The 23,591-nt window shown below is 70.8% G+C and carries 20 protein-coding genes, 1 pseudogene and 1 riboswitch; of the genes and pseudogenes, 11 read left to right on the forward strand and 10 right to left on the reverse strand.

Translation table 11 applies throughout. The features are described from left to right. The first annotated feature begins 47 nt into the window (after positions 1-47). From frr to ACFYM0_RS29920, 6 genes are all read left to right on the forward strand, one after another. A complete protein-coding gene (gene frr, locus ACFYM0_RS29895) occupies positions 48-605 on the forward strand; it encodes a ribosome recycling factor (protein ID WP_112453867.1) in 558 nt (185 codons plus the stop codon). After that, positions 605-1,684 (forward strand): phosphatidate cytidylyltransferase, encoded by a 1,080-nt coding sequence (locus tag ACFYM0_RS29900; RefSeq protein WP_388506714.1) that lies wholly within the window; start codon positions 605-607, stop codon positions 1,682-1,684. Before frr ends, ACFYM0_RS29900 begins: the two co-directional genes overlap by 1 nt. Before the next feature lie 93 nt (positions 1,685-1,777). Beyond that, a complete protein-coding gene (gene rlmN, locus ACFYM0_RS29905) occupies positions 1,778-2,890 on the forward strand; it encodes a 23S rRNA (adenine(2503)-C(2))-methyltransferase RlmN (protein WP_327255165.1) in 1,113 nt (370 codons plus the stop codon). A gap of 59 nt (positions 2,891-2,949) precedes the next feature. Continuing rightward, positions 2,950-3,058, forward strand: a riboswitch (TPP riboswitch). 84 nt (positions 3,059-3,142) lie between these two features. Further along, positions 3,143-4,243: a thiamine ABC transporter substrate binding subunit gene (locus ACFYM0_RS29910; protein ID WP_388506717.1), complete on the forward strand. Its 1,101-nt coding sequence runs from the start codon at positions 3,143-3,145 to the stop codon at positions 4,241-4,243. 59 nt (positions 4,244-4,302) lie between these two features. Continuing rightward, entirely contained in the window at positions 4,303-5,919 is a 1,617-nt protein-coding gene (locus ACFYM0_RS29915) for an ABC transporter permease (RefSeq protein WP_388506832.1), read from the forward strand. After that, positions 5,919-6,947 (forward strand): ABC transporter ATP-binding protein, encoded by a 1,029-nt coding sequence (locus ACFYM0_RS29920; protein ID WP_388506719.1) that lies wholly within the window; start codon positions 5,919-5,921, stop codon positions 6,945-6,947. The genes ACFYM0_RS29915 and ACFYM0_RS29920 overlap by 1 nt, the downstream gene beginning before the upstream one ends. 205 nt (positions 6,948-7,152) lie before the next feature. On the opposite strand, the gene ACFYM0_RS29925 is transcribed toward ACFYM0_RS29920, so the two are convergent. The 6 genes from ACFYM0_RS29925 to ACFYM0_RS29950 all read right to left on the reverse strand — a co-directional run bounded on the left by ACFYM0_RS29925 (position 7,153) and on the right by ACFYM0_RS29950 (position 13,225). After that, complete coding sequence (locus ACFYM0_RS29925) at positions 7,153-8,058, reverse strand: hypothetical protein (RefSeq protein WP_388506721.1); 906 nt, start codon at positions 8,056-8,058, stop codon at positions 7,153-7,155. A gap of 101 nt (positions 8,059-8,159) precedes the next feature. Next, entirely contained in the window at positions 8,160-9,281 is a 1,122-nt protein-coding gene (locus tag ACFYM0_RS29930) for an LOG family protein (protein ID WP_388506723.1), read from the reverse strand. 26 nt (positions 9,282-9,307) lie between these two features. Then, entirely contained in the window at positions 9,308-10,381 is a 1,074-nt protein-coding gene (locus tag ACFYM0_RS29935) for a hypothetical protein (protein ID WP_388506725.1), read from the reverse strand. After that, a complete protein-coding gene (locus tag ACFYM0_RS29940; RefSeq protein WP_388506727.1) occupies positions 10,363-11,163 on the reverse strand; it encodes an ABC transporter ATP-binding protein in 801 nt (266 codons plus the stop codon). The genes ACFYM0_RS29935 and ACFYM0_RS29940 overlap by 19 nt, the downstream gene beginning before the upstream one ends. Before the next feature lie 194 nt (positions 11,164-11,357). After that, entirely contained in the window at positions 11,358-12,737 is a 1,380-nt protein-coding gene (locus tag ACFYM0_RS29945; RefSeq protein WP_250743863.1) for an aspartate aminotransferase family protein, read from the reverse strand. Next, positions 12,722-13,225, reverse strand: a complete 504-nt coding sequence (locus tag ACFYM0_RS29950; RefSeq protein WP_214937061.1) for an Lrp/AsnC family transcriptional regulator — start codon at positions 13,223-13,225, stop codon at positions 12,722-12,724. Before ACFYM0_RS29950 ends, ACFYM0_RS29945 begins: the two co-directional genes overlap by 16 nt. A 171-nt stretch (positions 13,226-13,396) precedes the next feature. Here ACFYM0_RS29950 and ACFYM0_RS29955 point away from each other — a divergent pair, with 171 nt between their 5' ends. The 3 genes and pseudogenes from ACFYM0_RS29955 to ACFYM0_RS29965 form a co-directional block, all read left to right on the forward strand. After that, positions 13,397-14,836, forward strand: coding sequence for a gamma-aminobutyraldehyde dehydrogenase (locus ACFYM0_RS29955; protein ID WP_327255172.1), 1,440 nt, complete (start codon positions 13,397-13,399; stop codon positions 14,834-14,836). Positions 14,837-14,954: 118 nt separating this feature from the next. Next, entirely contained in the window at positions 14,955-16,133 is a 1,179-nt protein-coding gene (locus ACFYM0_RS29960; protein ID WP_388506730.1) for a spermidine/putrescine ABC transporter substrate-binding protein, read from the forward strand. A gap of 129 nt (positions 16,134-16,262) precedes the next feature. Next, a pseudogene (locus ACFYM0_RS29965) lies at positions 16,263-16,490 on the forward strand (hypothetical protein); the annotation flags it as partial. Positions 16,491-16,539: 49 nt separating this feature from the next. On the opposite strand, the gene ACFYM0_RS29970 reads toward ACFYM0_RS29965, so the two are convergent. Together ACFYM0_RS29970 and ACFYM0_RS29975 are read right to left on the reverse strand one after the other, a co-directional pair. Continuing rightward, positions 16,540-17,229: a glycerophosphodiester phosphodiesterase gene (locus tag ACFYM0_RS29970; protein ID WP_388506732.1), complete on the reverse strand. Its 690-nt coding sequence runs from the start codon at positions 17,227-17,229 to the stop codon at positions 16,540-16,542. A 20-nt stretch (positions 17,230-17,249) separates the two neighbouring features. Continuing rightward, a complete protein-coding gene (locus tag ACFYM0_RS29975) occupies positions 17,250-18,275 on the reverse strand; it encodes an adenosine deaminase (RefSeq protein WP_388506734.1) in 1,026 nt (341 codons plus the stop codon). Between the two features lie 121 nt (positions 18,276-18,396). Between ACFYM0_RS29975 and ACFYM0_RS29980 the strand changes: the two genes are divergently transcribed. Further along, complete coding sequence (locus tag ACFYM0_RS29980; protein ID WP_388506736.1) at positions 18,397-19,125, forward strand: DUF4190 domain-containing protein; 729 nt, start codon at positions 18,397-18,399, stop codon at positions 19,123-19,125. A gap of 85 nt (positions 19,126-19,210) precedes the next feature. Here ACFYM0_RS29980 and ACFYM0_RS29985 read toward each other — a convergent pair whose 3' ends face one another. Both ACFYM0_RS29985 and ACFYM0_RS29990 read right to left on the reverse strand, forming a co-directional pair. Next, complete coding sequence (locus tag ACFYM0_RS29985; RefSeq protein ID WP_388506738.1) at positions 19,211-20,839, reverse strand: TROVE domain-containing protein; 1,629 nt, start codon at positions 20,837-20,839, stop codon at positions 19,211-19,213. A gap of 448 nt (positions 20,840-21,287) precedes the next feature. Continuing rightward, complete coding sequence (locus ACFYM0_RS29990) at positions 21,288-21,839, reverse strand: NADAR family protein (protein ID WP_388506740.1); 552 nt, start codon at positions 21,837-21,839, stop codon at positions 21,288-21,290. A 194-nt stretch (positions 21,840-22,033) separates the two neighbouring features. Between ACFYM0_RS29990 and ACFYM0_RS29995 the strand changes: the two genes are divergently transcribed. After that, complete coding sequence (locus ACFYM0_RS29995) at positions 22,034-23,560, forward strand: gamma-aminobutyraldehyde dehydrogenase (protein WP_388506834.1); 1,527 nt, start codon at positions 22,034-22,036, stop codon at positions 23,558-23,560. Positions 23,561-23,591: the final 31 nt, after the last annotated feature.

Raw genomic sequence — 23,591 nt, forward strand, 5'->3', positions numbered from 1 at the left:
CCCTCCGTCCGCCTGAACCATCCATTTCTGACATGCAGGAGCACGTGGTGACCGAAGAGATCCTCCTCGAGGCCGAGGAGAAGATGGAAAAGGCCGTCGTCGTCGCCAAGGAAGACTTCGCCGCGATTCGCACCGGTCGTGCGCACCCGGCGATGTTCAACAAGATCGTGGCGGAGTACTACGGCGCCATCACGCCCATCAACCAGCTCGCCTCCTTCTCGGTCCCCGAGCCGCGCATGGCGATCGTGACCCCGTTCGACAAGAGCGCCCTGCGCAACATCGAGACGGCCATCCGCGACTCCGACCTGGGCGTCAACCCCAGCAACGACGGCAGCATCATCCGGGTGACCTTCCCCGAGCTGACGCAGGACCGCCGCAAGGAGTACATCAAGGTCGCGCGCACCAAGGCCGAGGACTCCAAGGTGTCGATCCGCGCCATCCGCCGCAAGGCGAAGGACGCCCTCGACAAGCTCGTCAAGGACAAGGAAGCCGGCGAGGACGAGGTGCGCCGCGCCGAGAAGGAGCTCGACGACACCACCGCGAAGTACGTCGCGCAGGTGGACGAGCTCCTGAAGCACAAGGAAGCCGAGCTCCTCGAAGTCTGATGAACGACACTTCCTGGCAGCCGGAGCCGGTTCCGGCGGGTCCCGCCTACGATGCGCTGGTGGGCCCGCACACTCGGCCCATGCCCATCGTGCCCGATGCCGCCGGCCGTGACTTCGACGACCGGGAAGCACGCGATCGGGGGGCCGCCGCTGACGGCGGCCCCCTCTTCCGCGCCGATACGCCGCCGCAGGAGCCCATGCCCAGCCCCCCGCCGACCCCGCCTTCGCCGGCACCGCAGGACGCCTCGCCCCCGCCTCAGAAGAAGCGTGCCGGGCGGGACCTGCGTGCCGCCATAGGGGTCGGAGTGGGCCTCGGCGCGGTGATCTTCGCCTCGCTGTTCATCGTCAAGGCGGTCTTCGTCGGCGTCGTCGTCGTGGCGGTCGTCGTCGGCCTGTGGGAGCTCACCTCCCGTCTCCAGGAGAAGAAGGGCATCAAGGCCCCGCTGGTCCCGCTCGCGATCGGCGGTGCGGCGATGGTCATCGCCGGGTACGTCCGCGGGGCCGAGGGCGCCTGGGTGGCGATGGCGCTGACCGCCCTCGCGGTCCTGGTCTGGCGGATGACAGAGCCGCCCGAGGACTACCTCAAGGACGTCACCGCCGGAGTCTTCGCGGCGTTCTACGTGCCCTTCCTGGCCACGTTCGTCGCGATGCTGCTCACCGCCGACGACGGGCCGCAGCGGGTCGTCACCTTCCTGGTCCTGACCGTGGTCAGCGACACCGGGGCCTACGCGGTCGGCTGGCGCTTCGGGAAGACCAAGCTCGCCCCGCGCATCAGCCCCGGAAAGACCCGTGAGGGGCTCTTCGGAGCGGTGGCCTTCGCGATGGGGGCCGGCGCGCTGTGCATGGAGTTCCTGATCGACGGGGGCGTCTGGTGGCAGGGCCTGGTGCTCGGCTTCGCCGTGGCGGTCAGCGCCACCCTCGGTGACCTCGGGGAATCCATGATCAAGCGGGATCTCGGGATCAAGGACATGGGCACGCTGCTGCCGGGTCACGGCGGCATCATGGACCGGCTGGACTCCCTGCTTCCCACGGCCCCGGTGGTCTGGCTGCTGCTGGCGGCCTTCGTCGGCACGGGCTGACCTGCGGAAAGGCGCCCGTGCAGGCAGGGCGGTTACTCTTGGAAGGCGCGCTGCTTCTGCGGCGCGCCTTTCGTCTTACAAGGAGTACCTGCCATGGCCCGCCCTGTCCCGGGAGAGCTCACTTTCGTCGCCCCTCGTGGAGCGAAGAAGCCGCCCCGGCACCTCGCCGACCTCACGCCCGAGGAGCGCCGGGAGGCCGTCGCCGCGATCGGTGAGAAGCCGTTCCGGGCCAAGCAGCTCTCCCAGCACTACTTCGCCCGGTACGCGCACGACCCGGCCGAGTGGACCGACATCCCCGCCGCGTCCCGCGAGAAGCTCCAGCAGGAGCTGCTGCCGGACCTGATGAACGTCCTGCGGCACATCTCGTGCGACGACGACACCACCCGCAAGACCCTGTGGAAGCTGCACGACGGCACGCTCGTCGAGTCCGTGCTGATGCGCTACCCGGACCGGGTCACCATGTGCATCTCCTCGCAGGCCGGCTGCGGCATGAACTGCCCGTTCTGCGCCACCGGACAGGCCGGTCTCGACCGCAACCTGTCGACGGCCGAGATCGTGCACCAGATCGTCGACGGCATGCGCGCCCTGCGCGACGGCGAGGTCCCCGGCGGGCCGGCCCGGCTGTCGAACATCGTCTTCATGGGCATGGGCGAGCCGCTCGCCAACTACAACCGCGTGGTGGGCGCCATCCGCCGCCTGACCGACCCGGAGCCCGACGGCCTGGGCCTGTCCCAGCGCGGGATCACCGTCTCCACGGTGGGCCTGGTCCCGGCGATGCACCGCTTCGCCGACGAGGGCTTCAAGTGCCGTCTCGCCGTCTCCCTGCACGCCCCGGACGACGAGCTGCGCGACACCCTGGTCCCCGTGAACACCCGCTGGAACGTGCGTGAGGTGCTCGGCGCGGCCTGGGAGTACGCGGAGAAGTCCGGCCGCCGGATCTCCATCGAGTACGCCCTGATCCGCGACATCAACGACCAGGCCTGGCGCGGCGACCTGCTCGGCAGGCTCCTCAAGGGCAAGCGCGTGCACGTCAACCTGATTCCGCTGAACCCGACCCCGGGCTCGAAGTGGACCGCCTCGCGGCCCGAGGACGAGAAGGCCTTCGTCGAGGCCATCGCCCGCCACGGGGTGCCGGTGACCGTACGCGACACCCGCGGCCAGGAGATCGACGGCGCGTGCGGCCAGCTCGCCGCCTCGGAGCGCTGATTTCGGCCAGTTGAGGTGTGCAATCGGCCGCGGGGTACCCTGTGGCCGAAACCAATTTCATATTCCGACAGGGGAGCGCCACAGCGCTGAGAGTGCGGTAACCGTCACCGCAGACCCTCTGAACCTCGCCCCGGTCATTCGGGGTAGGAAGTTCGGTCACCACTCAAGCTGTTGCGCCCTGCCCGGCGTCCGCTCCACAGAGCGCCGGGCAGGGCCGCGTCTTCTCCTGGACATCCCAGGAGGAATGCACCAATGAGCACCACCAAGAAGATGGCGGGCATCGCGCTCGTGGCCGCGCTCGGCGTCACGACGCTCAGTGCCTGCGGCGGCGGCGACGCCAAGGACAAGTCCGCCGGGGCGAGCGACGCCCCGAAGTCCAAGACGGTCACCCTCGTCTCGCACGACTCCTTCAACGTGACCGACACGGTCCTCAAGGAGTTCGAGCAGCAGAGCGGCTACACCGTCAAGGTCCTGAAGTCGGGTGACGCGGGCGCGGCCCTGAACCAGGAGATCCTCACCAAGGGCTCCCCGCGCGGCGACGTCTTCTTCGGCGTGGACAACACGCTCCTCTCCCGGGCCCTCGACAACGGCATCTTCACGCCGTACGAGGCCAAGGGGCTGGCCGGCGTGAAGCCCGAGTTCGTGCTCGACAAGGAGCACCGGGTCACCCCGGTCGACTCCGGCGACATCTGCGTCAACTACGACAAGGCCTACTTCGCCGACAAGAAGCTCGCCCCGCCGCAGACGCTGGACGACCTGATCAAGCCGGAGTACAAGAACCTGCTGGTCACCGAGAACGCCGCGACCTCCTCGCCCGGCCTCGGCTTCCTCCTCGCCTCCGTCGGCAAGTACGGCGACGAGGGCTGGAAGGACTACTGGAGCAAGCTCAAGGCCAACGGCGTCGAGGTCGTCGACGGCTGGGAGCAGGCCTACAACGAGCGCTTCTCCGGCTCGGCGGGCGGCAAGAAGGCCAAGGGCGACCGGCCGCTGGTCGTCTCCTACGCCTCCAGCCCGCCGGTCGAGGTGCTCTACGGCGAGCCGCAGCCGGCCGAGGCCCCCACGGGCGTCTCGACGGGAACCTGCTTCCGCCAGACCGAGTTCGCGGGTCTGCTCAAGGGCGCGAAGAACGAGGAGGGCGGCAAGGCGCTCCTGGACTTCCTGATCTCCAAGAAGTTCCAGGAGGACATGCCGCTCCAGATGTTCGTGAACCCGGTGACCAAGGACGCGACGCTGCCCGAGCTGTTCACCAAGCACGGCGTCGTCATCGAGAAGCCCGAGGTGGTCGCCCCGGAGGCCATCGCCAAGAACCGTGACCAGTGGGTCAAGGCGTGGACCGCGCTCGTCGTGAAGTAGGACCGGTGAGCAAGGTTCCGAAGGAGAGCGGGCGGGCCACGGCCGTCAGGCTCGGTCTGATGGCCGTGCCGCTCGTCTTCTTCGGTCTGTTCTTCGCCTACCCCGTCGCCGCGATCGTCGGGCGCGGGCTCAAGACCGACGCCGGCTGGCAGTTCGGCCGGATCGGCGAGGTCCTGGCCCGGCCCGACATCGGCGACGTGCTCTGGTTCACCACCTGGCAGGCGCTCGCGTCCACCGCGCTCACGCTCCTGATCGCACTCCCCGGCGCGTACGTCTTCGCGCGCTTCGAGTTCCCCGGCAAGCAACTGCTGCGGGCGCTCGTGACGGTGCCGTTCGTGCTGCCGACCGTCGTGGTCGGCACCGCGTTCCTGGCGCTCGTCGGGCGGAACGGCCTGCTGGACGAGGTGTGGGGGATCCGCCTCGACACGACCGTATGGGCGATCCTGCTCGCGCACGTCTTCTTCAACTACGCCGTCGTCATCCGCACCGTCGGCGGACTGTGGGCGCAGCTCGATCCGCGTCAGGAGGAGGCCGCCCGGGTGCTGGGCGCCGGGCGGTTCGCGGCCTGGCGGCGCGTGACGCTGCCCGCGCTGGTGCCGGCGGTGGCCGCCGCCTCGCTGATGGTGTTCCTGTTCACCTTCTCCTCCTTCGGCGTCGTGCAGATCCTGGGCGGGCCTGCTTACTCCACCCTGGAGGTGGAGGTCTACCGGCAGACCGCGCAGCTCCTGGACCTGCCGACGGCCGCCGTACTGACGATGGTGCAGTTCGCGGCCATCGGGGCGATCCTCGGCGTGCACGCCTGGACCGTGCGCAAGCGGGAGACCGCGCTGCGGCTCGTCGACCCGGGGCGGACCACGCACCGGCCGCGCGGCTGGGCCCAGCGCACCCTGCTCGGCGGGGTGCTGCTGACGGTGGCGCTGCTGATCGTGGCTCCGCTGGCCGTGCTGGTCGAGCGCTCGCTGGACGCGCCCGGCGGCTACGGCTTCGGCTTCTACCGGGCCCTTCAGGAAGTGGGCGCCGGCGGCGGAACGTTTCTGGTGCCGCCGCTCGAGGCCATCTGGAACTCCCTGCAGTACGCGCTCGCCGCCACCGCCATCGCGCTCGTCGTCGGCGGGCTCGCGGCCGCGGCGCTGACCCGGCGCGCGGGCCGTTTCGTACGGGGCTTCGACGCGCTGCTGATGCTCCCGCTGGGGGTGTCCGCCGTGACCGTCGGCTTCGGCTTCCTCATCACCCTCGACGAGCCGCCGCTGGACCTGCGGACCTCGTGGATCCTGGTGCCGCTGGCGCAGGCACTGGTGGGCGTTCCCTTCGTCGTACGGACCATGCTGCCGGTGCTGCGCGCGGTGGACGGACGGCTGCGGGAGGCCGCCGCCGTGCTGGGCGCCTCGCCGCTGCGGGCCTGGCGGGAGGTGGACCTGCCGATGGTGCGGCGGGCCCTGCTGATCGCGGCGGGCTTCGCCTTCGCCGTGTCCCTCGGGGAGTTCGGGGCGACCGTCTTCATCGCGCGGCCCGACCATCCGACGCTGCCGGTCGCCGTGGCGCGGCTGCTGGGGCGGGCCGGGGAGATGAACTACGGGCAGGCCATGGCCCTGAGCACGATCCTGATGCTGACGTGCGCGGTGTCCCTGCTCCTGCTGGAGCGGCTGCGACCCGACAAGACCTCCGGAGAGTTCTGATGACCCTGCTTCAACTGGAAGGGGTGTCGGTCCGCTTCGGTGAGCGCGCGGTCGTGGACGCCGTGGACCTGGCGGTGGCCGAGCACGAGATCGTGTGCGTGCTGGGGCCGAGCGGGAGCGGCAAGTCCACCCTGCTCCGGGTGGTGGCCGGGCTCCAGCCCGTCGCCGGCGGGAGGGTGCTCCTGGGCGGCGCCGACCAGGCCGCAGTGCCCGTACACCGGCGCGGGGTGGGCCTGATGTTCCAGGACCACCAGCTGTTCCCGCACCGGGACGTGGGCGGGAACGTCGCCTTCGGGCTGCGGATGCGGGGTGCTTCGAAGGAGTCCTCCGAGGCCCGCGTCGCCGAGCTCCTGGAACTGGTCGGGCTCCCCGGGGCGCAGGGCCGGGCGGTGGCCTCGCTGTCCGGCGGGGAGCAGCAGCGGGTCGCGCTGGCGCGGGCGCTGGCGCCTTCGCCGCGGCTGCTGATGCTGGACGAGCCGCTCGGGCAGCTGGACCGCGGGCTGCGGGAGCGGCTCGTGGTGGAGCTGCAGGGGCTGTTCTCACGGCTGGGCACGACCGTGCTGGCCGTCACGCACGACCAGGGCGAGGCGTTCGCGCTGGCCGACCGGGTGGTCGTCATGCGGGACGGGCGGATCGCGCAGGCGGGGACCCCGCTGGAGGTGTGGCAGCGGCCGGCGTCGGAGTTCGTGGCGCGGTTCCTGGGGTTCGAGAACGTGGTGCCGGCGGTGGTGTCGGGTGGGGTCGTCTCCACTCCGTGGGGGAAGGTCGCCGCTCCGGCGGGGGCCGTGGAGGGGGACTGCCGGGTGCTGATCCGGCCGGCGGGGGTTGTGCTTGTGCCCGAGGCGGGCGGGCTGGGCTGCGAGGTGGTGTCGCGGACCTTCCGGGGGACGCATGTCGCGCTGTTGCTCCGGCCCGAGGTGGGGCCGGTGCTCGAGGCGGAGTGCGATCTTGCGGGGGCGCCGGCGGTCGGGGACCGGGTCGAGGTGGGCTTCGCCCCGGCCGAAGTGGTCGTGCTACCGGGGGAGTAGGGCCGCTGCGCGGGGGAGTCCCCGCTGCGGCCTTAGCCGCTGCGCGGGGCGAAGTCCCCTACCCGCCCTTCCACCGTTCCCCGGGCCCTGCACGGACCCGGTCCTCAAGCGCCGGACGGGCTGGAGGGGGTGCCGGGCTGTCGCCGGACCGGCTGGGGCTCCGCCCCGGGCCCCGGTCACCGAGAGTCGGTCGGCTGAAGAGGCATCAGCCGACCGGGGCCGGTTCCGGGGTGGGGACGTCGCCGTCCGCGCCCTCGTGGTTGCCGTACCAGGCGACTGCCACCGCGCCGGTTACCGCGAGGACGAAGCCGAGGACCGCCAGCCAGGCCATGCCGGGGCGGGAGGCGTCGCCGAGCCAGAGGACGCCGATCGCACCGGGGAGCACGGTTTCACCGACCACCAGGGCGGCGGTGGCGCCGTTCACCGAGCCGATCTGGAGCGCCACGGTGTGCAGGTACATGCCGCCGACCCCCGCCAGGACGATGGCGTACAGGGCCGGGTCGGAGAGGAGGGAGGGGAACGAGAACGGCTCCACGCCGTTCAGGATGCGGACCCCGACGCCCAGCGCGCCGAACGCCAGACCCGACAGCAGGCCCGCCAGGATCGCGGCACGGGCGCCGAGGAAACGTACCGCCACCGTGCCGCCCACGATGATCAGCACGGTCACCGCCAGCAGCCACCAGTGCGTGGCGGCCGGCGCGTAGTGGCCGCCCTCGTGGCCCGCGGCCGTCGCCAGCAGGACCAGCGCCGCGCAGACGACCCCGATGGAGGTCCATTCCTTGCGGGTCAGCCGGATGCCGAGCATCTTCACGCTCAGCACGGCCGTGATCACCAGGTTGGCGCTGATGACCGTTTGAGAGAGGAAGAGCGGCAGGAGGCGGGCGGCCAGGGCGCCCAGGCCGAACCCCACGAAGTCCAGGATCGTGCCGACGATGAACTCCCAGGTCATCGCGGCCTTCGCCGTGGAGGTGAGGTTCGGGCCGCCGTGCTGGGTGACCCCGGCGGCGGCGGGCGACATCCGGGCCGCCCGCCGTGAGCCCACGGCTTGCAGGACGGATCCCGTGCCGTAGCAGATGGACGCCGCGATAGCGGTCAGCAAGCCTATGAGCACCCGAGGGCTCCGTTCACGTCTGGCAGGTTTTACGTAGTGCGTACCTCTTCCAGACGTGGAAAAGGGGAGAGAAGTTGCCTGCCCGGGTCAGGTCGTCCGGGTCAGCCCATGGCGGCGAGGGCCGCCGGGACCTCGGTCACCGAGTCGACCAGCGCGATCCGGGACTCCATGGCGCGGCCGCGGGCCAGCGCCTGGAGCAGCGGCCAGGCAGGCAGCCGTTCGGTCCAGTGGGCGCGGTCGACGAGGATCATGGGGGTCGGTTCGCCCCGGGACTCGTAGTGGTTGGGCGTCGCGTTGTCGAATATCTCCTGGACCGTCCCCGCCGCGCCCGGAAGGAACACCACACCTGCGTTGGCGCGGGCGAGCAGCCCGTCCTCCCGGGTGGCGTTGGCGAAGTACTTCGCGATGTGCCCGGCGAAGGGGTTCGGCGGCTCGTGTCCGTAGAACCAGGTCGGGATGCCCACCGAGTCGCCTCCCGTGACCGCCGGCCAGCGTTCCCGCACGGCGAAGGCCGCGCGCGCCCAGTCGGAGACGGACGGGGTGAAGGAGGGGGCCTTGGCCAGCATCCGCAGGGCTTCGGGCAGGGCCTCGTCGGGGGCCGGAGCGAGGTACGCGCCGAGGTTGGCCGCCTCCATCGCGCCCGGGCCTCCACCGGTGGCCACGGTCAGCCCGGAGCGGGTCAGGGTCCGGCCGAGTTCGGCCGCGCCGCGGTACGCGTCGCTGCCGCGGGCCATGGCGTGGCCGCCCATCACCCCGACCACGCGGGCGCCTTCGAGGTGTTCGTCGAGGGCGTCGGAGATGGCGTCGTCGTGGATGGAGCGCAGCATCGAGGAGTAGACGTCGCCGTCCGCCTTGGTCTCCTGGAACCAGGCGTAGGCCTCGGCGTCCGGGGTGGCCTCGTAGCCCGCGGACAGCCCGGTGAAGAGCTCCTCGGCCGTGTAGAGCAGGCCCCGGTAGGGGTTGAACGGGAGGTCGGGGATGGGCGGGAAGACCAGGGCGCCGTCCGCGCGCACCTTGACCGAGGCGTCCGGTTCCATCGCGCAGCCCAGGAACACGGCGGCCGAGGTGTCGGCGGACAGCAGGGCGAAGGTCCGCTCCAGCAGGTTGACCGACTGGATCCGGTACCCGCTGAGCGAGCCGCGTGCCACGACCCGGTCGAATTCGGCGAGGGTCTCGATCTCGATTTCGGTCGCGGTTTCGGTCTCGGTGTGTGGGTTGACCATTCGGCCCACCCTAAGGGCTGCCCGCCTCAGCGGGTCAATGCCAGCGACGTCAGCTGTGACACACCCCAGCTGAGCGGCAGGCACACCGCCGCCAGCGCGGTGACCCGTACGGTCGCGGCCGTACGCAGGACCTTGCCCGGGGCGCCGAGCCCGGTCAGGGTCTCGCGGGTGGCGGCACGGGCCTGGCGGACCTCGACCGCGGAGGTGAGCAGGGTGGCGGCCGCGCACAGCGCCACCAGGGCGGCGGCGGGCGCGGTCAGCGGGCCGAGCGGGACCTGGAGCCCGCCGTGATCGCGCAGGGCCACGGCGCTGAGGGCGCCCGCCCCGACGGCGCACAGGACGCCGAGGGGTGCGCCCAGACGGGGGGCCTCCTCCTGGAGGGCCCGCCCGGCCAGCAGCCGGAGCGCGCCCGGGCGGACGGCCTGGACGAGCGCTCCGCAGGCGTAGGCCAGTCCCGGACCGGCGAGGGCGAGTCCGAGCGCGGTCAGTGCCCAGCCCGTCGGCAGACCGGCTCCGCCCGGGCGGGAGTAGGCCAGCGCGGCGAGTCCGCAGGCGGTGAGGGCGATGCCCCAGGGCAGTGCGGTCTGCGGCGCGGGCCGGGGGTGCGGGCGCAGGGCGTGGGCGGTGGCGATCGAGGCGGCCAGCGGGAGCAGGGCCAGCAGGGTGAGGGCGGCCGCCACGGGCAGGGGCTGGTCGCCGTGGAGCAGCCGCGCCCCGGCGCCGTCGAAGGGCAGTCCGGTCACGTCCCCGCGCAGATGGAGGAAGACGGCGAGGGCCACGGCGCTGCCGAGGGCGCAGGCCACGGCGGTGGAGATGGTCGCGACCAGGGTGAGCCGTACGGGTCCCAGCCCGGCGGCGTCCAGCCCTTCCAGGGGGCGGGTCGCTGGGTCGGTACGGGCCACCGCGACGGCGAACTGGACGGTGACGGCGAGGGGGACCAGGGCCCACAGCAGCTGAGGGAACGATCCGGCGGGCCGGGCCGTCGCCTGTGCCAGCACGTACAGCAGCAGGAAGCCGCTGCCGGCCGAGGCGGCGGCGACGAGCAGTCGGCGCAACTGGACCAGCGGCCGGGAGCCGCGGGCTAGGCGGAGAGCGAGCACGCGGCCTGGTCCTCCGGGGGCTGGGGGAAGGAGGTGGGGGAGAGCCCGGCGGCGGCCGCCGCGGCGGCGGGGCGGCCGTCGAGCAGGGAGAAGTGCCGGTCGGCGACGGCCGCGGTCTCCTCCTCGTGGGTGGCCAGCAGCACGGTGATGCCGTGGGAGCGGGCGGCCGTGGTGAGGGTGCGCAGCAGCAGGGAGCGCTCGGCGCGGTGCAGCGGGGCCGTGGGCTCGTCGGCGAAGATCACGGCGGGCAGGTTCGCGAGGGCGCGGGCGAGGGCGACGCGCTGGGACTCGGCCCGGGTGAGGGCACCGGGGTGCTTGCGGGCGAAGGCGCCGATGTCGAGGCGGTCGAGCCATTCGCAGGCGGTCCGCTTGGCCGTGCGGTGGGGAACGCCCGCGATCAGCAGCGGCAGGGCGGCGTTCTCCCAGACCCGGAGCTCGGGCAGCAGCCGCGGCTCGGGGCCGATCCAGCCGAAGCGGTCGCGGCGCAGCCGCTCGCGGGCCAGGGCGCCCATGGTGTGCACCGGGACGCTGTTGAACCAGACCTCGCCCTGCTCGGGCCGCAGCAGGCCGGACAGGCAGTGCAGCAGCGTGGTCTTGCCACTGCCCCGGGGGCCGGTGACGGCGAGGATCTCTCCCGCGCGGACACCGATCGAGACCCCGATGAGTCCCGGCGAGCCGCTGTGCGAGTAGTGAAGGGACCGTGCCCAGAGCAGATCGTCCTGGGGCGGGGCTTTGTCCGGCGGAGCGTTGTCCGGCGGAGCGTTGTCCCGTGGAGCCACCATGGCGTACACCTCCGTCCGGGGGAACGAAGCGGAGCCCGCTTGGTCACTGGCGCCGCAATGAGATGTAAAGAGATGAACGTCTTGGATGGTGACAGCACACGGCCCGGACCCCCTCGTTCTCACTCGAACGGGGGATCCGGGCCGTGTGGTCCGGCAGTTTGCCGCCTGCGGGACGGTCGGAGGACGCGGGCTGGTTAGAGCTTGGTCCAGGCCTCGGTGAGCACGCGGCGCAGGATGCCCTCGATCTCGTCGAAGGTGCCCTGGTCGGCGGTCAGCGGCGGGGCCAGCTGGATGACCGGGTCGCCACGGTCGTCGGCGCGGCAGTACAGGCCGTTCTCGAAGAGCGCCTTGGAGAGGAAGCCGTAGAGCACGCGCTCCGTCTCCTCGTCCGTGAAGGACTCCTTGGTGACCTTGTCCTTGACGAGCTCGATGCCGTAGAAGTAGCCGTTGCCGCGGACGTCGCCGACGATCGGCAGGTCGTGCAGCTTCTCCAGCGTCGACCGGAAGGCGTCCTCGTTGTCCAGCACGTGCTGGTTGAGGCCTTCCTTGTCGAAGATGTCGAGGTTGGCGAGCGCCACCGCGGAGGACACGGGGTGTCCGCCGAAGGTGTAGCCGTGCAGGAAGGTGTTGTCACCCTTGTAGAACGGCTCGGCGAGGCGGTCCGAGATGATGCAGGCACCGATCGGGGAGTAGCCCGAGGTCATGCCCTTCGCACAGGTGATCATGTCCGGGATGTAGTCGAACTTGTCACAGGCGAACATCGTGCCCAGACGGCCGAACGCGCAGATCGTCTCGTCGGAGACGAGCAGGACGTCGTACTCGTCGCAGATCTCGCGGACGCGCTGGAAGTAGCCGGGCGGCGGCGGGAAGCAGCCACCGGCGTTCTGCACCGGCTCCAGGAAGACGGCGGCGACGGTGTCGGCGCCCTCGAACAGGATCTCCTGCTCGATCTGGTCGGCGCACCAGCGGCCGTAGGCCTCGGGGTCGTCGCCGTAGATCGGGGCGCGGTAGATGTTGGTGTTGACCACCTTGTGCGCGCCGGGGACCAGCGGCTCGAAGGGGGCCTTGAGGGCCGGCAGACCGGTGATGGACAGGGCGCCCTGCGGGGTGCCGTGGTAGGCGACCGCACGCGAGATGACCTTGTACTTGGTGTGCTTGCCCTGAAGCTTGAAGTACTGCTTGGCGAGCTTCCAGGCGGTCTCGACGGCCTCGCCGCCACCGGTGGTGAAGAAGACCTTGTTCAGGTCGCCCGGGGCGTAGTGCGCGAGGCGCTCGGCGAGCTCGACGGCCTTGGGGTGCGCGTACGACCAGATGGGGAAGAACGCGAGTTCCTGCGCCTGCTTGTAGGCGACCTCGGCCAGTTCCTTGCGGCCGTGACCGGCGTTGACCACGAACAGGCCGGCGAGGCCGTCGAGGTAGCGCTTGCCCTTGTCGTCGAAGATGTAGGTGCCCTCGCCGCGCACGATGGTGGGTACGGGCGAGTTCTCGTACGACGACATGCGGGTGAAGTGCATCCACAGGTGGTCGTAGGCGGTCTTGGAGAGGTCCTGGCTCACGGCTATCGCGTTCCCCACATGTAGGTCTGCTTCTTCAGCTTCAGGTAAACGAAGCTTTCGGTTGATCGCACGCCGGGGAGCGCGCGGATCTTCTTGTTGATCGTTTCGAGCAAGTGGTCGTCGTCCTCGCAGACGATCTCGACCATCAGGTCGAACGAGCCCGCGGTCATCACCACGTACTCGCACTCGGCCATGGCGGTCAGTGCGTCGGCCACGGGGTCGAGGTCTCCCTCGACGTTGATGCCGACCATCGCCTGGCGTCGCAGCCCCACGGTGAGCGGGTCCGTGACGGCGACGATCTGCATGACGCCCTGGTCGAGAAGCTTCTGTACTCGCTGGCGCACCGCCGCTTCGGACAGGCCGACGGCCTTGCCGATCGCTGCGTAAGGACGGCGACCGTCCTCTTGCAGTTGCTCGATGATCGCCAGGGACACAGCATCGACCGAAGGGGACGGTTGTCTGTTCCTGGAATCTGCGCTTCGACTGACCACGCCCTCACTGTGCACGAGGAGTCGTCTGTTCCGCAAGGCGAGAACGATGTAATTCGTTGTTTCGGGAGTCGGATCTCACTGATTCCGTAGTTCGTGATGTGTGGGCCTGTCGAAAACGGCGTCTGAGAGGCTAGGCTGGGTAGCTGTCTCAACCATTGGACATGTGATCACAGGAGTGTGGCTGTAGTGACCACCGAACTGCGTCGTCTGCGCAACTACATCGGCGGGGAGTTCAAGGACGCCGCCGACGGGCGGACCACCGAGGTGGTCAACCCCGCCACGGGCGAGGCGTACGCGACCGCTCCCCTCTCCGGCCAGGCGGACGTGGACGCCGCCATGGCCGCGGCCGCGGCCGCCTTCCCGGCCTGGCGCGACGCGACCCCCTCCGAGCGCCAGAAGGCCCTGCTGAAGATCGCGGACGCCTTCGAGGCCCGCGCGGACGAGCTGGTCGCCACCGAATCGGAGAACACCGGCAAGCCGCTCGGCCTCACGGCCAGCGAGGAGCTGCCGCCGATGGTGGACCAGATCCGCTTCTTCGCGGGCGCCGCGCGCCTGCTGGAGGGCCGCTCGGCCGGCGAGTACATGGAGGGCATGACCTCCATCGTCCGCCGCGAGCCGGTCGGCGTCTGCGCCCAGGTCGCGCCGTGGAACTACCCGATGATGATGGCCGTCTGGAAGTTCGCCCCGGCCATCGCCGCGGGCAACACCGTGGTCCTCAAGCCCTCGGACACCACCCCGGCCTCCACCATCCTGATGGCCGAGATCATCGGTTCGATCCTGCCCAAGGGCGTCTTCAACGTCGTCTGCGGCGACCGCGAGACCGGCCGGGCCATGGTCGAGCACTCCACCCCGGCGATGGCCTCCATCACCGGCTCGGTGCGCGCGGGCATGCAGGTCGCCGAGAGCGCCTCCAAGGACGTCAAGCGCGTCCACCTGGAGCTCGGCGGCAAGGCCCCCGTGGTGGTCTTCGAGGACGCCGACATCGCCAAGGCCGCCGAGGACATCGCCGTCGCGGGCTTCTTCAACGCCGGCCAGGACTGCACCGCGGCCTGCCGCGTACTGGTCCACGAGTCGATCCACGACGAGTTCGTCGCGGCGCTGGCCAAGAACGCGGCCGACACCAAGACCGGACAGCCGGACGACGAGGACGTGCTCTACGGCCCGCTGAACAACCCGAACCAGCTGAAGCAGGTCGCGGGCTTCATCGAGCGCCTCCCCGCCCACGCCAAGGTCGAGGCGGGCGGCCACCAGGTCGGAGAGAAGGGCTACTTCTACGCCCCGACCGTGGTCTCCGGCCTCAAGCAGGACGACGAGATCATCCAGAACGAGGTCTTCGGCCCCGTCATCACGGTCCAGTCCTTCACGGACGAGGACCAGGCCCTGACGTACGCGAACGACGTCGAGTTCGCCCTCGCCTCGTCCGTGTGGACCAAGGACCACGGCCGCGCGATGCGGATGTCCAAGAACCTCGACTTCGGCTGCGTGTGGATCAACACCCACATCCCGCTCGTCGCCGAGATGCCCCACGGCGGGTACAAGAAGTCCGGCTACGGCAAGGACCTCTCCGCCTACGGCTTCGAGGACTACACGCGCATCAAGCACGTCATGACCTCGCTCGACGGCTGACCGAAGGCCGGGCGGGCGGCCCGTCGGCCGCCGCATCGACCAGGTCACAGCCTTGAAGGGGCGGGTAGTAGACAACATGTCTATTGCCCGCCCTTTGGCGTTCCACCAGGCTCTCCCCATGCCTGAACTCGCCTTCTCCCGCCGCGCGGCGCTGCGCGGCCTCGGTGCCGCGGGGCTGCTGGCCGCCCTTCCCGGCTGTGGTGTCCCCGCCGCGTACGTTCCCGAGGGCCGACGGGAGGGGCAGGACCGTTCCGGGAGCGACCGGAGCGTCTCCTTCTCCAACTGGCCGCTCTACATCGACACCGACGAAGAGGACGAGAGCCGGCGTCCGACGCTGGACGCCTTCACGGAGAAGACCGGCATCGAGGTCCGGTACACCGAGGAGATCAACGACAACGACGAGTTCTTCGGCAAGATCAGCCCGTCGCTGATGAACCGCCAGCAGACCGGACACGACCTGGTCGTGGTCAGCGACTGGATGGCCGCCCGCTTCGTCCGCCTGGGGTGGGCCCAGAAGATGGACCGCTCGGCGCAGGCCAACGTGGCCAAGCACCTGGACCCGCAGCTGCGCTCCCCGGCCTTCGACGAGGGCCGGCTGCACACCGTCCCCTGGCAGTCGGGGATCACCGGCATCGCCTACAACCGCAAGGCGCTCGGCCGGGAGATCAAGTCCGTCAAGGACCTGTGGCACCCGGACCTGGCCGGCAAGGTCACGCTCTTCTCGGGCCTCGACGAATCCTTCTCCCTGCTGATGCAGGGCAACGGCGTCGACGTGACCAAGTGGACCGAATCCGACTTCCACCGGGTGTGCGACCAGGTGGAGAGCATGGTGAAGAAGAAGCACATCCGCCGCTTCACCGGCAACGACTACACCTCCGATCTCGGCAAGGGCGACGTACTGGCGTGCCAGGCCTACTCCGGAGACGTGATCCAGCTCCAGGCGGACAACCCCGACATCGAGTTCGTGGTTCCCGAGGAGGGCGGAGAGCTCTGGGCGGAAAGCCTGCTCGTCCCCAACCTCGCCCGCCACAAGGCCAATGCGGAAGCCCTGGTCGACTTCTACTACGACCCGGAGGTGGCCGCGCTGCTGGCCGCCTACGTCAACTACGTCTGCCCGGTCCCGGCCGCCCGCGAGGTCCTGGCCGCCTCCGACGACCAGGAGACCGCCGAACTGGCCGAGAACCCGCTGATCTTCCCGGACGAGGACATGCGCAAGCGGCTCGTCGTCGCCCGTGACATCTCCGCGGTGGAGCGCTCGTCCTTCGCCAAGCGGTGGAACGCCATCGTCGGTCTGTGAGGGGCGGGAGCCGGGAGCAGGGGGGAACGATCTCGGTCCGGCCACAGAACTGAACATGTTCAGAAATCTGGGTAGGCTTCCTTCCATGAGCGAGAGAAGCGCCCTTCAGCGGCGGATCCGTGCCTGGCGGCGGTGTTCTTCTACGGGGTCCACCGCGACCCCGTCCGCAACGTCTGGATCGTCGAGGCGGGCATGATCGCCTGCGCCGGCATCGTTCCGCCGGCCCTGATCTGCGGGCCCGTCCGGGGCATTCCGATCTGGTGGTCGGTGATCGACATGTCGTTCGGCGTCTTCGGAGTGATCCCGCTGCTGATCCTGCGGCGCATGATCAAGCGGCTGGAGGCCATGCCCGCACCGGGCGAAGGCGACCGGGACCACGGCGAGGGCGCCTTGCCCCGGGCGCGTATCACCGGCCGAGCGCGGCCCGTACGGCTTTCAGCGCGTCCACCCGGTTCGTCGTGATCGAGTCCACCCCGGCCCCGACCAGCGCGCGCATCGCGCGCTTCGTGTCCGGGGTCCAGGCCGACACCAGCAGGCCGTCCCGGTGCAGAGCCTCCACCAGCTCCGGGCCGACCAGCCCGAAGCGGTAGTTGAGCCAGGTCGGCGCCACGGCGTCGATCAGCACCCGGCGCGGGGGAGCCAGGGTGGTCCACGTCAGCGCGATCTCGGCGCCCGGATCGGCGGCGCGCACCGCCAGCATGGTGGCCGGACCCGCGCAGTAGTACGTACGGTCACGGGCGCCGCACTCGCGGACCTGGCCGACGACGGTCCGTACGCTCTCGGGAGTCGCACCCGGCAGGTCGACCATGACCCGGCCCGCACCGGCGGCCATCAGGGCGTCGCGCAGGGTCGGGATCCCGCCGTCCGTCAGCTCCCGCAGCTGCGGGGCCGTGACGTCTTCGAGCCGTACGTCATGGCCCCACAGCCGCCGGAGATCCTCGTCGTGGAGCAGTACGGGCACCCCGTCGCGGGTCATCCGCACGTCGATCTCCACCGCGTCCGCCCCCCGGTCGAAGGCGGAGCGGATCGAGGGCAGGGTGTTCTCGCGGACGCGGTAGGGATCCCCGCGGTGGCCTACGGCAGTCAGGGTGCGCATGCACCCATTCTGCGCAAGCGTCAGGAAGCCAGCCAGGCGGCGGTGTACGTGTCGATCTCGGCCGTGAGCTTCGCCTTGCCGGCCGGGTCCAGGAAGGAGGCCTCGACGGCGTTCTTCGCGAGTTGGGCCAGACCGCGCTCGTCCAGGTCCAGCAGCCGCGCGGCCACCGCGTACTCGTTGTTGAGGTCGGAGCCGAACATCGGCGGGTCGTCGCTGTTGATGGTGACGAGCACGCCGGCCGCCACCATCTCCTTGACGGGGTGCTCGTCGAGGGTGGCGACGGCGCGGGTGGCGATGTTGGAGGTGGGGCAGACCTCCAGCGCGATGCGGTGCTCGGCGAGGTAGGCGAGCAGCTCCGGGTCCCGGGTGGCGCTGGTTCCGTGGCCGATGCGTTCGGCGCCCAGCTCGCGGATCGCGTCCCAGATGGTCTCCGGGCCGGTGGTCTCGCCGGCGTGCGGCACGCTGTGCAGTCCGGCGGCGCGGGCGGCGTCGAAGTACGGCTTGAACTGCGGGCGCGGCACCCCGACCTCCGGGCCGCCCAGGCCGAAGGAGACCAGGCCCTCGGGGCGCAGGTCCAGGGCGAGGCGGGCGGTCTCCGCGGCGGCTTCCTCGCCGGCTTCGCCGGGGATGTCGAAGCACCAGCGCAGGATCACGCCGAGCTCGGCCTCGGCTGCCTTGCGGGCGTCCTCGATGGCCTCCATGAAGGCCTTCTCGTCGATCCCGCGGCGGGTGGAGGAGTACGGGGTGATGGTGAGCTCGGCGTACCGGATGTTCTGCCGGGCCATGTCGCGGGCGATCTCGAAGGTGAGGGTACGCACGTCGTCGGGGGTGCGGACCAGGTCGACGACGGAGAGGTAGACCTCGATGAAGTGCGCGAAGTCGGTGAAGGTGAAGTAGTCGGCGATGGCCTCGGGATCCGTGGGGACCTTGGAGTCGGGATGCCGGGAGGCGAGTTCGGCCACGATGCGGGGAGAGGCCGAGCCGACGTGGTGGACGTGCAGTTCGGCCTTGGGCAGCCCCGCGATGAAGGGGTGCAGGTCGGACATGAGGGTGCCTCCGAAGGACGCGGTGCGGATGGAACGGCCTTCATCGTAGGCAGGACCCGCACCGCCGAAGGGGCTTGTCGCAGGGAGCGCTTAGCATGGCCGTACGAGAGGGGGGCGCCGTATGACCGATCAGAGCCCCGAGTCGCGAGACCCCTGGGCGCCGCCGGAGCAGCCCGCGGTCGATCTGGGCAAACAGCGCGGCGGGCCGGGTGCGCCGGGGGTGCACGACCAGCAGACCGTCACCGGGATGCCGGGGGCGGGCGGCCCTCAGGGCGGCCACCCCGGTGGTTACCCGGGCGGATACCCCGGCGCGCCGCTGCCGGGTCAGACGCCGCCGGCCGGGACCGGGCCGATATCCGCCGGGGCGCCCGCGCCCCAGCCGGGGCAGACGCCCGCCTACGGGTACCCGGCCGAGCCGGATCCCGCGGGATACGGATACCCCACCGCGCAGCAGCCGTTCCAGCAGCCCGGATACCAGGGCTACCCCGGTTACGCGGGCTACCCCGGATACCCGGGCGGCGGATATCCGGTGTACCCGCCCAGGAGCAACGGCTTCGGGGTCACCGCGCTCGTGCTCGGCATCCTCTCCGTTGTCACCTGCTACTTCGGCCTCCTGTTCGGCGTTCCGGCCGTCATTTTCGGCGTGCTGGGCCGCGGCAAGGCCAAGCGCGGCGAGGCCGACAACGGGGGCCTGGCGCTGGCCGGCATCATCACCGGCGCGGTCGGCATCGCGATCAGCTGCCTGTTCATCGCGGTCGTCATCCTGGGCGTCCTGTGGGAGGACGGCTCCGGCTCCGACTCGGACTACTTCTCTCCGTACGAGAACACGCAGGTCCTCCACCGGGGTTGATCCCCCCGCCCGGCAGGTGCGACGGAGGGCCGGGCAGGGACGCGTACCGTCCCTGCCCGGCCCTGTTTTGCCCCGCAGCGTGCCGTCAGGCGGCCTTGTCCGCCTGCCCGGTCTCCCAGGGCCACCTGGCGTCCAGGCCGTCCTCGATCAGGGACACCATGCGGAAGGCCGCGTCGGTGAGCCCGCCGAAGGTGTGCCGGTTCGCGGACCCGGAGGGCGCGTGGCCGACCCGGTATCCGGCCAGGTTCCAGGTGTAGACCGGGACCGTGTCCGGCACCAGGACCGTCGGATCGCCGCCGTAGGAGTACGTGGCCTGCTCGTCGGTGACGATCAGGACCCGGTCGTGCCCGGCGTAGTGCGCCGCCACGGCCTTGGCCGTGTAGGTGCCGCCGAGGTCCTCGAACCGCTCCAGCACCTTCAGCACCGACTCTCCCCGCCGGTAGTCGACGGCCTTGCTGGTGGAGCCGAACTGCACCAGGTCCGCGTCCTCGGCGCGCAGCGCCAGCGCCGTACCGAAGACGGCCGCCGCGTCGGCGCGGTTGAGCTGCGAGCGGTCCGACAGCGGTGACCACATCGACCCCGACCGGTCCACGAGGACCAGCGTCCGCCCGGGCAGCGCCGGTACGTGGGCCAGGGAGTGGCCCAGCGCCCGCTCCAGCGGGTACGCCCAGCGCAGCGACGGCGCGTGCTGGTAGGCGGCCAGGTAGCGGAAGGGGAACTGCCGGGCCCGGGCGACGGTCTCCGGGTCGGAGATCTTCGCCGCGACCCGCTCGGCCACCGCGTCCGACACCCCGGCCCCGTCGAAGTTGCGCAGGTTGCGCAGCAGTGCCATCGCGCCCATGGACGGGATGACCGCCTCCCAGGCGGCCGCGTCCATCGGCCCCTGCAGCCAGCCCGCCAGCGCCTCCCAGGTCATGCCCGCCGCGGAGAGCCGCTCGGCTCCGTCCGCCGCGGTGACCACGTCCCGGCGCTCCGCCACGGGCAGCTCCATCAGGGCCCGGTGCGCGAGCAGGGTGCGGTTGCCCGGCGGGACCTGGGCGGTCTCCGGGTTGTGCCGGCGGTCGAGGGCGTGCCGGAACAGCTCGCCCTGCCAGGGCTTGGCGGGGTCGGGGGAGGCGTGCACCAGGTTCAGGACGTCGCCGAAGCGGTATCCCCGGGAAGCGGTGTCGTACTTCAGCAGCGAGGCGCCGGAGTAGAGGCGGCGCACGGCGTCGGCGATCCCGCGCTTGACGGGCTTGGGCACGTTCCGCCCGTACGCGGCCGTCCAGTAGGCGAGCAGCTCGCCGGGCTCGTCCGCGCGCAGCAGTACGGAGTCCACGACCTGCCGGTTCGAGGGCCCCCCGGCCGCTCCGGCGTCGAGCCGCGCCTTGACGTACTCGGCGGCTCCGACGAGCGAGGCCGTCCGCATGCTGCCGTCGCGCCGCAGCCAGCCCAGAAGGCCCGCGGTCCACTCGGGATCCTCCACGGCAAGGGTGCGCACGAGCGCGCCGAACCGGTCGTCGCGGGCCCCGCCGGACTCGTAAGCGGTCTGCTGCGTCACGAAGTTGGCGACGGCGAGCAGGAACAGCTCGGAGCGCGCGTCGCGGACGAAGCCGGCGCTGCCGTGCGCGTTGGCGGCGCGGCGGCCGGTCGAGCGGACCGGAGAGGCGGGCGCGGCGGACGCAGCGGGTGCGGTGGGCGCCGCCTTGGAGCGGAGCAGGTTGAAACGAGCCATGAGAATCCCCCCGAATTCAGTGGAAAGCGGGGGAGGCGTGACGTGCGGAATGCCCGAGATCGAAGTCGGCGACGGACTGTGTCGACTGCTCTACCGACTGAGCTACCGGCCGGAGCCGGGCGGGATTCGAACCCGCGACCCGTTGATCCGGAAGTAACCGTTGCCTGCGCACCGGGCACTCCGCACGTGCGCCTCCCGAGGAAGAAGTGGCCGCGGCGTAGTTTCGTGGAGGAAGTAGCCGTGGCCGGCGCACCGGGAGGTGCGAACGTGGGTGTCCAGAGATCGAGATCGGCGAAACCACGTGGTGCTCTACCAACTGAGCTACACCGGCCCGAAGCCGGTGACGGGACTCGAACCCGCGGCCGCCCCATTAACAGTGGAAGTAGGTCTCACCTGCGCACCTGGACAAGGATCACGCTAGACGCACACCCCTGCCGGCTGCGAGCGATTAAAGCTCCGCCCGCAGCCGCTCGCGCGCCTCCATGAGCGCGAATCCCAGCAGGTTCAGGCCGCGCCAGCGCGCCGGGTCCAGCGCCCGCTCGTCGTCGGCGGCGAGCCCGATGCCCCAGATCCGGTCCATCGGGCTGGCCTCCACCAGGACCCGCTTCCCGGTGGACAGCAGGTACGAGGCCAGCGCCGGGTCGGAGCCGAACTTGTGCACGCTGCCCTCCACCACCAGCGCGAAGCGCTCCCGCTTCCACACCGCGTCGTCGAAGCCGCGCACCAGCCGCCCGGCCTTCTTCGACTCGGCCGGACTCTTCGCCTCCAGGGCCGCGCGCTCCGCCTCGGCGTCCTCGAACAGGCGCGCCTTTCCGGCCATCATCCAGTGCTCGGCGGTGGCGTACCGCACGTCACCCACGGTGAACTCCGACGGCCACCACTGACTGAGGCAGCTCGGTCCGAGCGTTCCGTCGGGCCGCGGACGGTGTCCCCAGAACGGCAGGAACTTCAGCCTTTCACCCCGGCTGACCTGCCCGATCAGTTCCTCGATCTTCTCCATGCATGCGAGTCTCGCAGGGGCACCGGACACTTCGTACGGGATTTCGGGCGCGCCTCGACACATGGTCGACCGATTCCGTCGCGTAATCAAAAGGCAACAACGGAATCACTTGGCCGAGGGGTGTACCTCTGCCAGGATCGGCACTCAATTCGAGCTGTAGCTCGAACTGTAGCTACGGAGAGCGTGAGAGCGTGATGGGCAACCGCTTCCAGGTCAAGGTCCAGGTCAAGGACCGATTCGCCGAAGGCGCGCAGTACATCGACGGGCAGCTGCGGCCCGGCACCTCGGGTCGGTCACACACCGTGGTCGACCCCGCCACGGGCGAGGAGGTGCTCACCTACGAGCTGGCCTCCACCGCCGACGTGGACGCCGCCGTCGCCGCCGCCAAGCGGGCCTTCCCCGGCTGGTCGGGAGCCACCCCCGGGGAGCGCTCCGACGCGCTGCACCGGCTGGCCGGCGTGCTGGCCGAGCGGGCGGAGGAGTTCGCTCACGCGGAGTCCCTGCAGTGCGGCAAGCCGGTCAAGCTGTCCACGGAGTTCGACGTCCCGGGGACCATCGACAACACCGCGTTCTTCGCGGGCGCCGCGCGCCACCTCCAGGGGCAGGCCGCCGGCGAGTACTCCGGGGACCACACCTCGTACGTGCGCCGCGAGGCGATCGGCGTCGTGGGGTCCATCGCGCCGTGGAACTATCCGCTGCAGATGGCCGCCTGGAAGATCCTTCCGGCGATCGCCGCGGGCAACACCATCGTGCTCAAGCCCGCCGAGCTCACCCCGCTGACCTCCCTGATGTTCGCCCAGGCGGCCAAGGAGGCGGGCCTGCCCGACGGCGTGGTCAACATCGTCACCGGCGCCGGCCGGGACGCGGGCGAGCACCTGGTCGGCCACCCGGACGTGGTCATGACCTCCTTCACCGGGTCCACCGCCATCGGCAAGCGGGTCGCCGAGATCGCCACCGCCACCGTCAAGCGGCTCCACCTGGAGCTCGGCGGCAAGGCCCCCTTCCTCGTCTTCGACGACGCCGATCTGGAGGCCGCCGCCAACGGCGCCGTCGCCGCCTCCCTGATCAACACCGGCCAGGACTGCACGGCCGCCACCCGTGCCTACGTCCAGCGCCCCCTCCACGACGCCTTCGTCGCCCGGGTCGCCGAGCTGATGGAGACCGTCCGCGTCGGTGACCCCTTCGACCCGTCGACCGACCTCGGGCCGCTGGTCTCGCACGCCCACCGCGACCGGGTCGCCGGGTTCGTCGAGCGCGCCCGCGCGTACGCCACCGTCGTCACCGGCGGTGAGATCCCCGCAGGGGAGCTCGCGGACGGCGCGTACTACCGGCCCACGCTGATCTCCGGCGCCGCCCAGGACAGCGAGGTGGTCCAGTCCGAGATCTTCGGGCCGGTCCTGGTGGTCCTGCCCTTCGACACCGACGACGAGGGCATCGCGCTGGCCAACGACACCCCGTACGGTCTCGCCGCCTCCGCCTGGAGCCGGGACGTGTACCGGGCGAACCGTGCCACCCGGGAGATCCAGGCGGGCTGCGTCTGGGTCAACGACCACATCCCGATCATCAGCGAGATGCCGCACGGGGGCTACAAGGCCAGTGGCTTCGGAAAGGACATGAGCACGTACTCCTTCGAGGAGTACACGCAGGTCAAGCACGTGATGTACGACAACACCGCGGTGGCGGCGAAGGACTGGCACCGCACGATCTTCGGGGACAGATAACCAGTAGCCGCCCGACCAGCGGCCCGCACCC

The organism is Streptomyces sp. NPDC006487 (assembly GCF_042870555.1).
GTDB lineage: Bacteria > Actinomycetota > Actinomycetes > Streptomycetales > Streptomycetaceae > Streptomyces.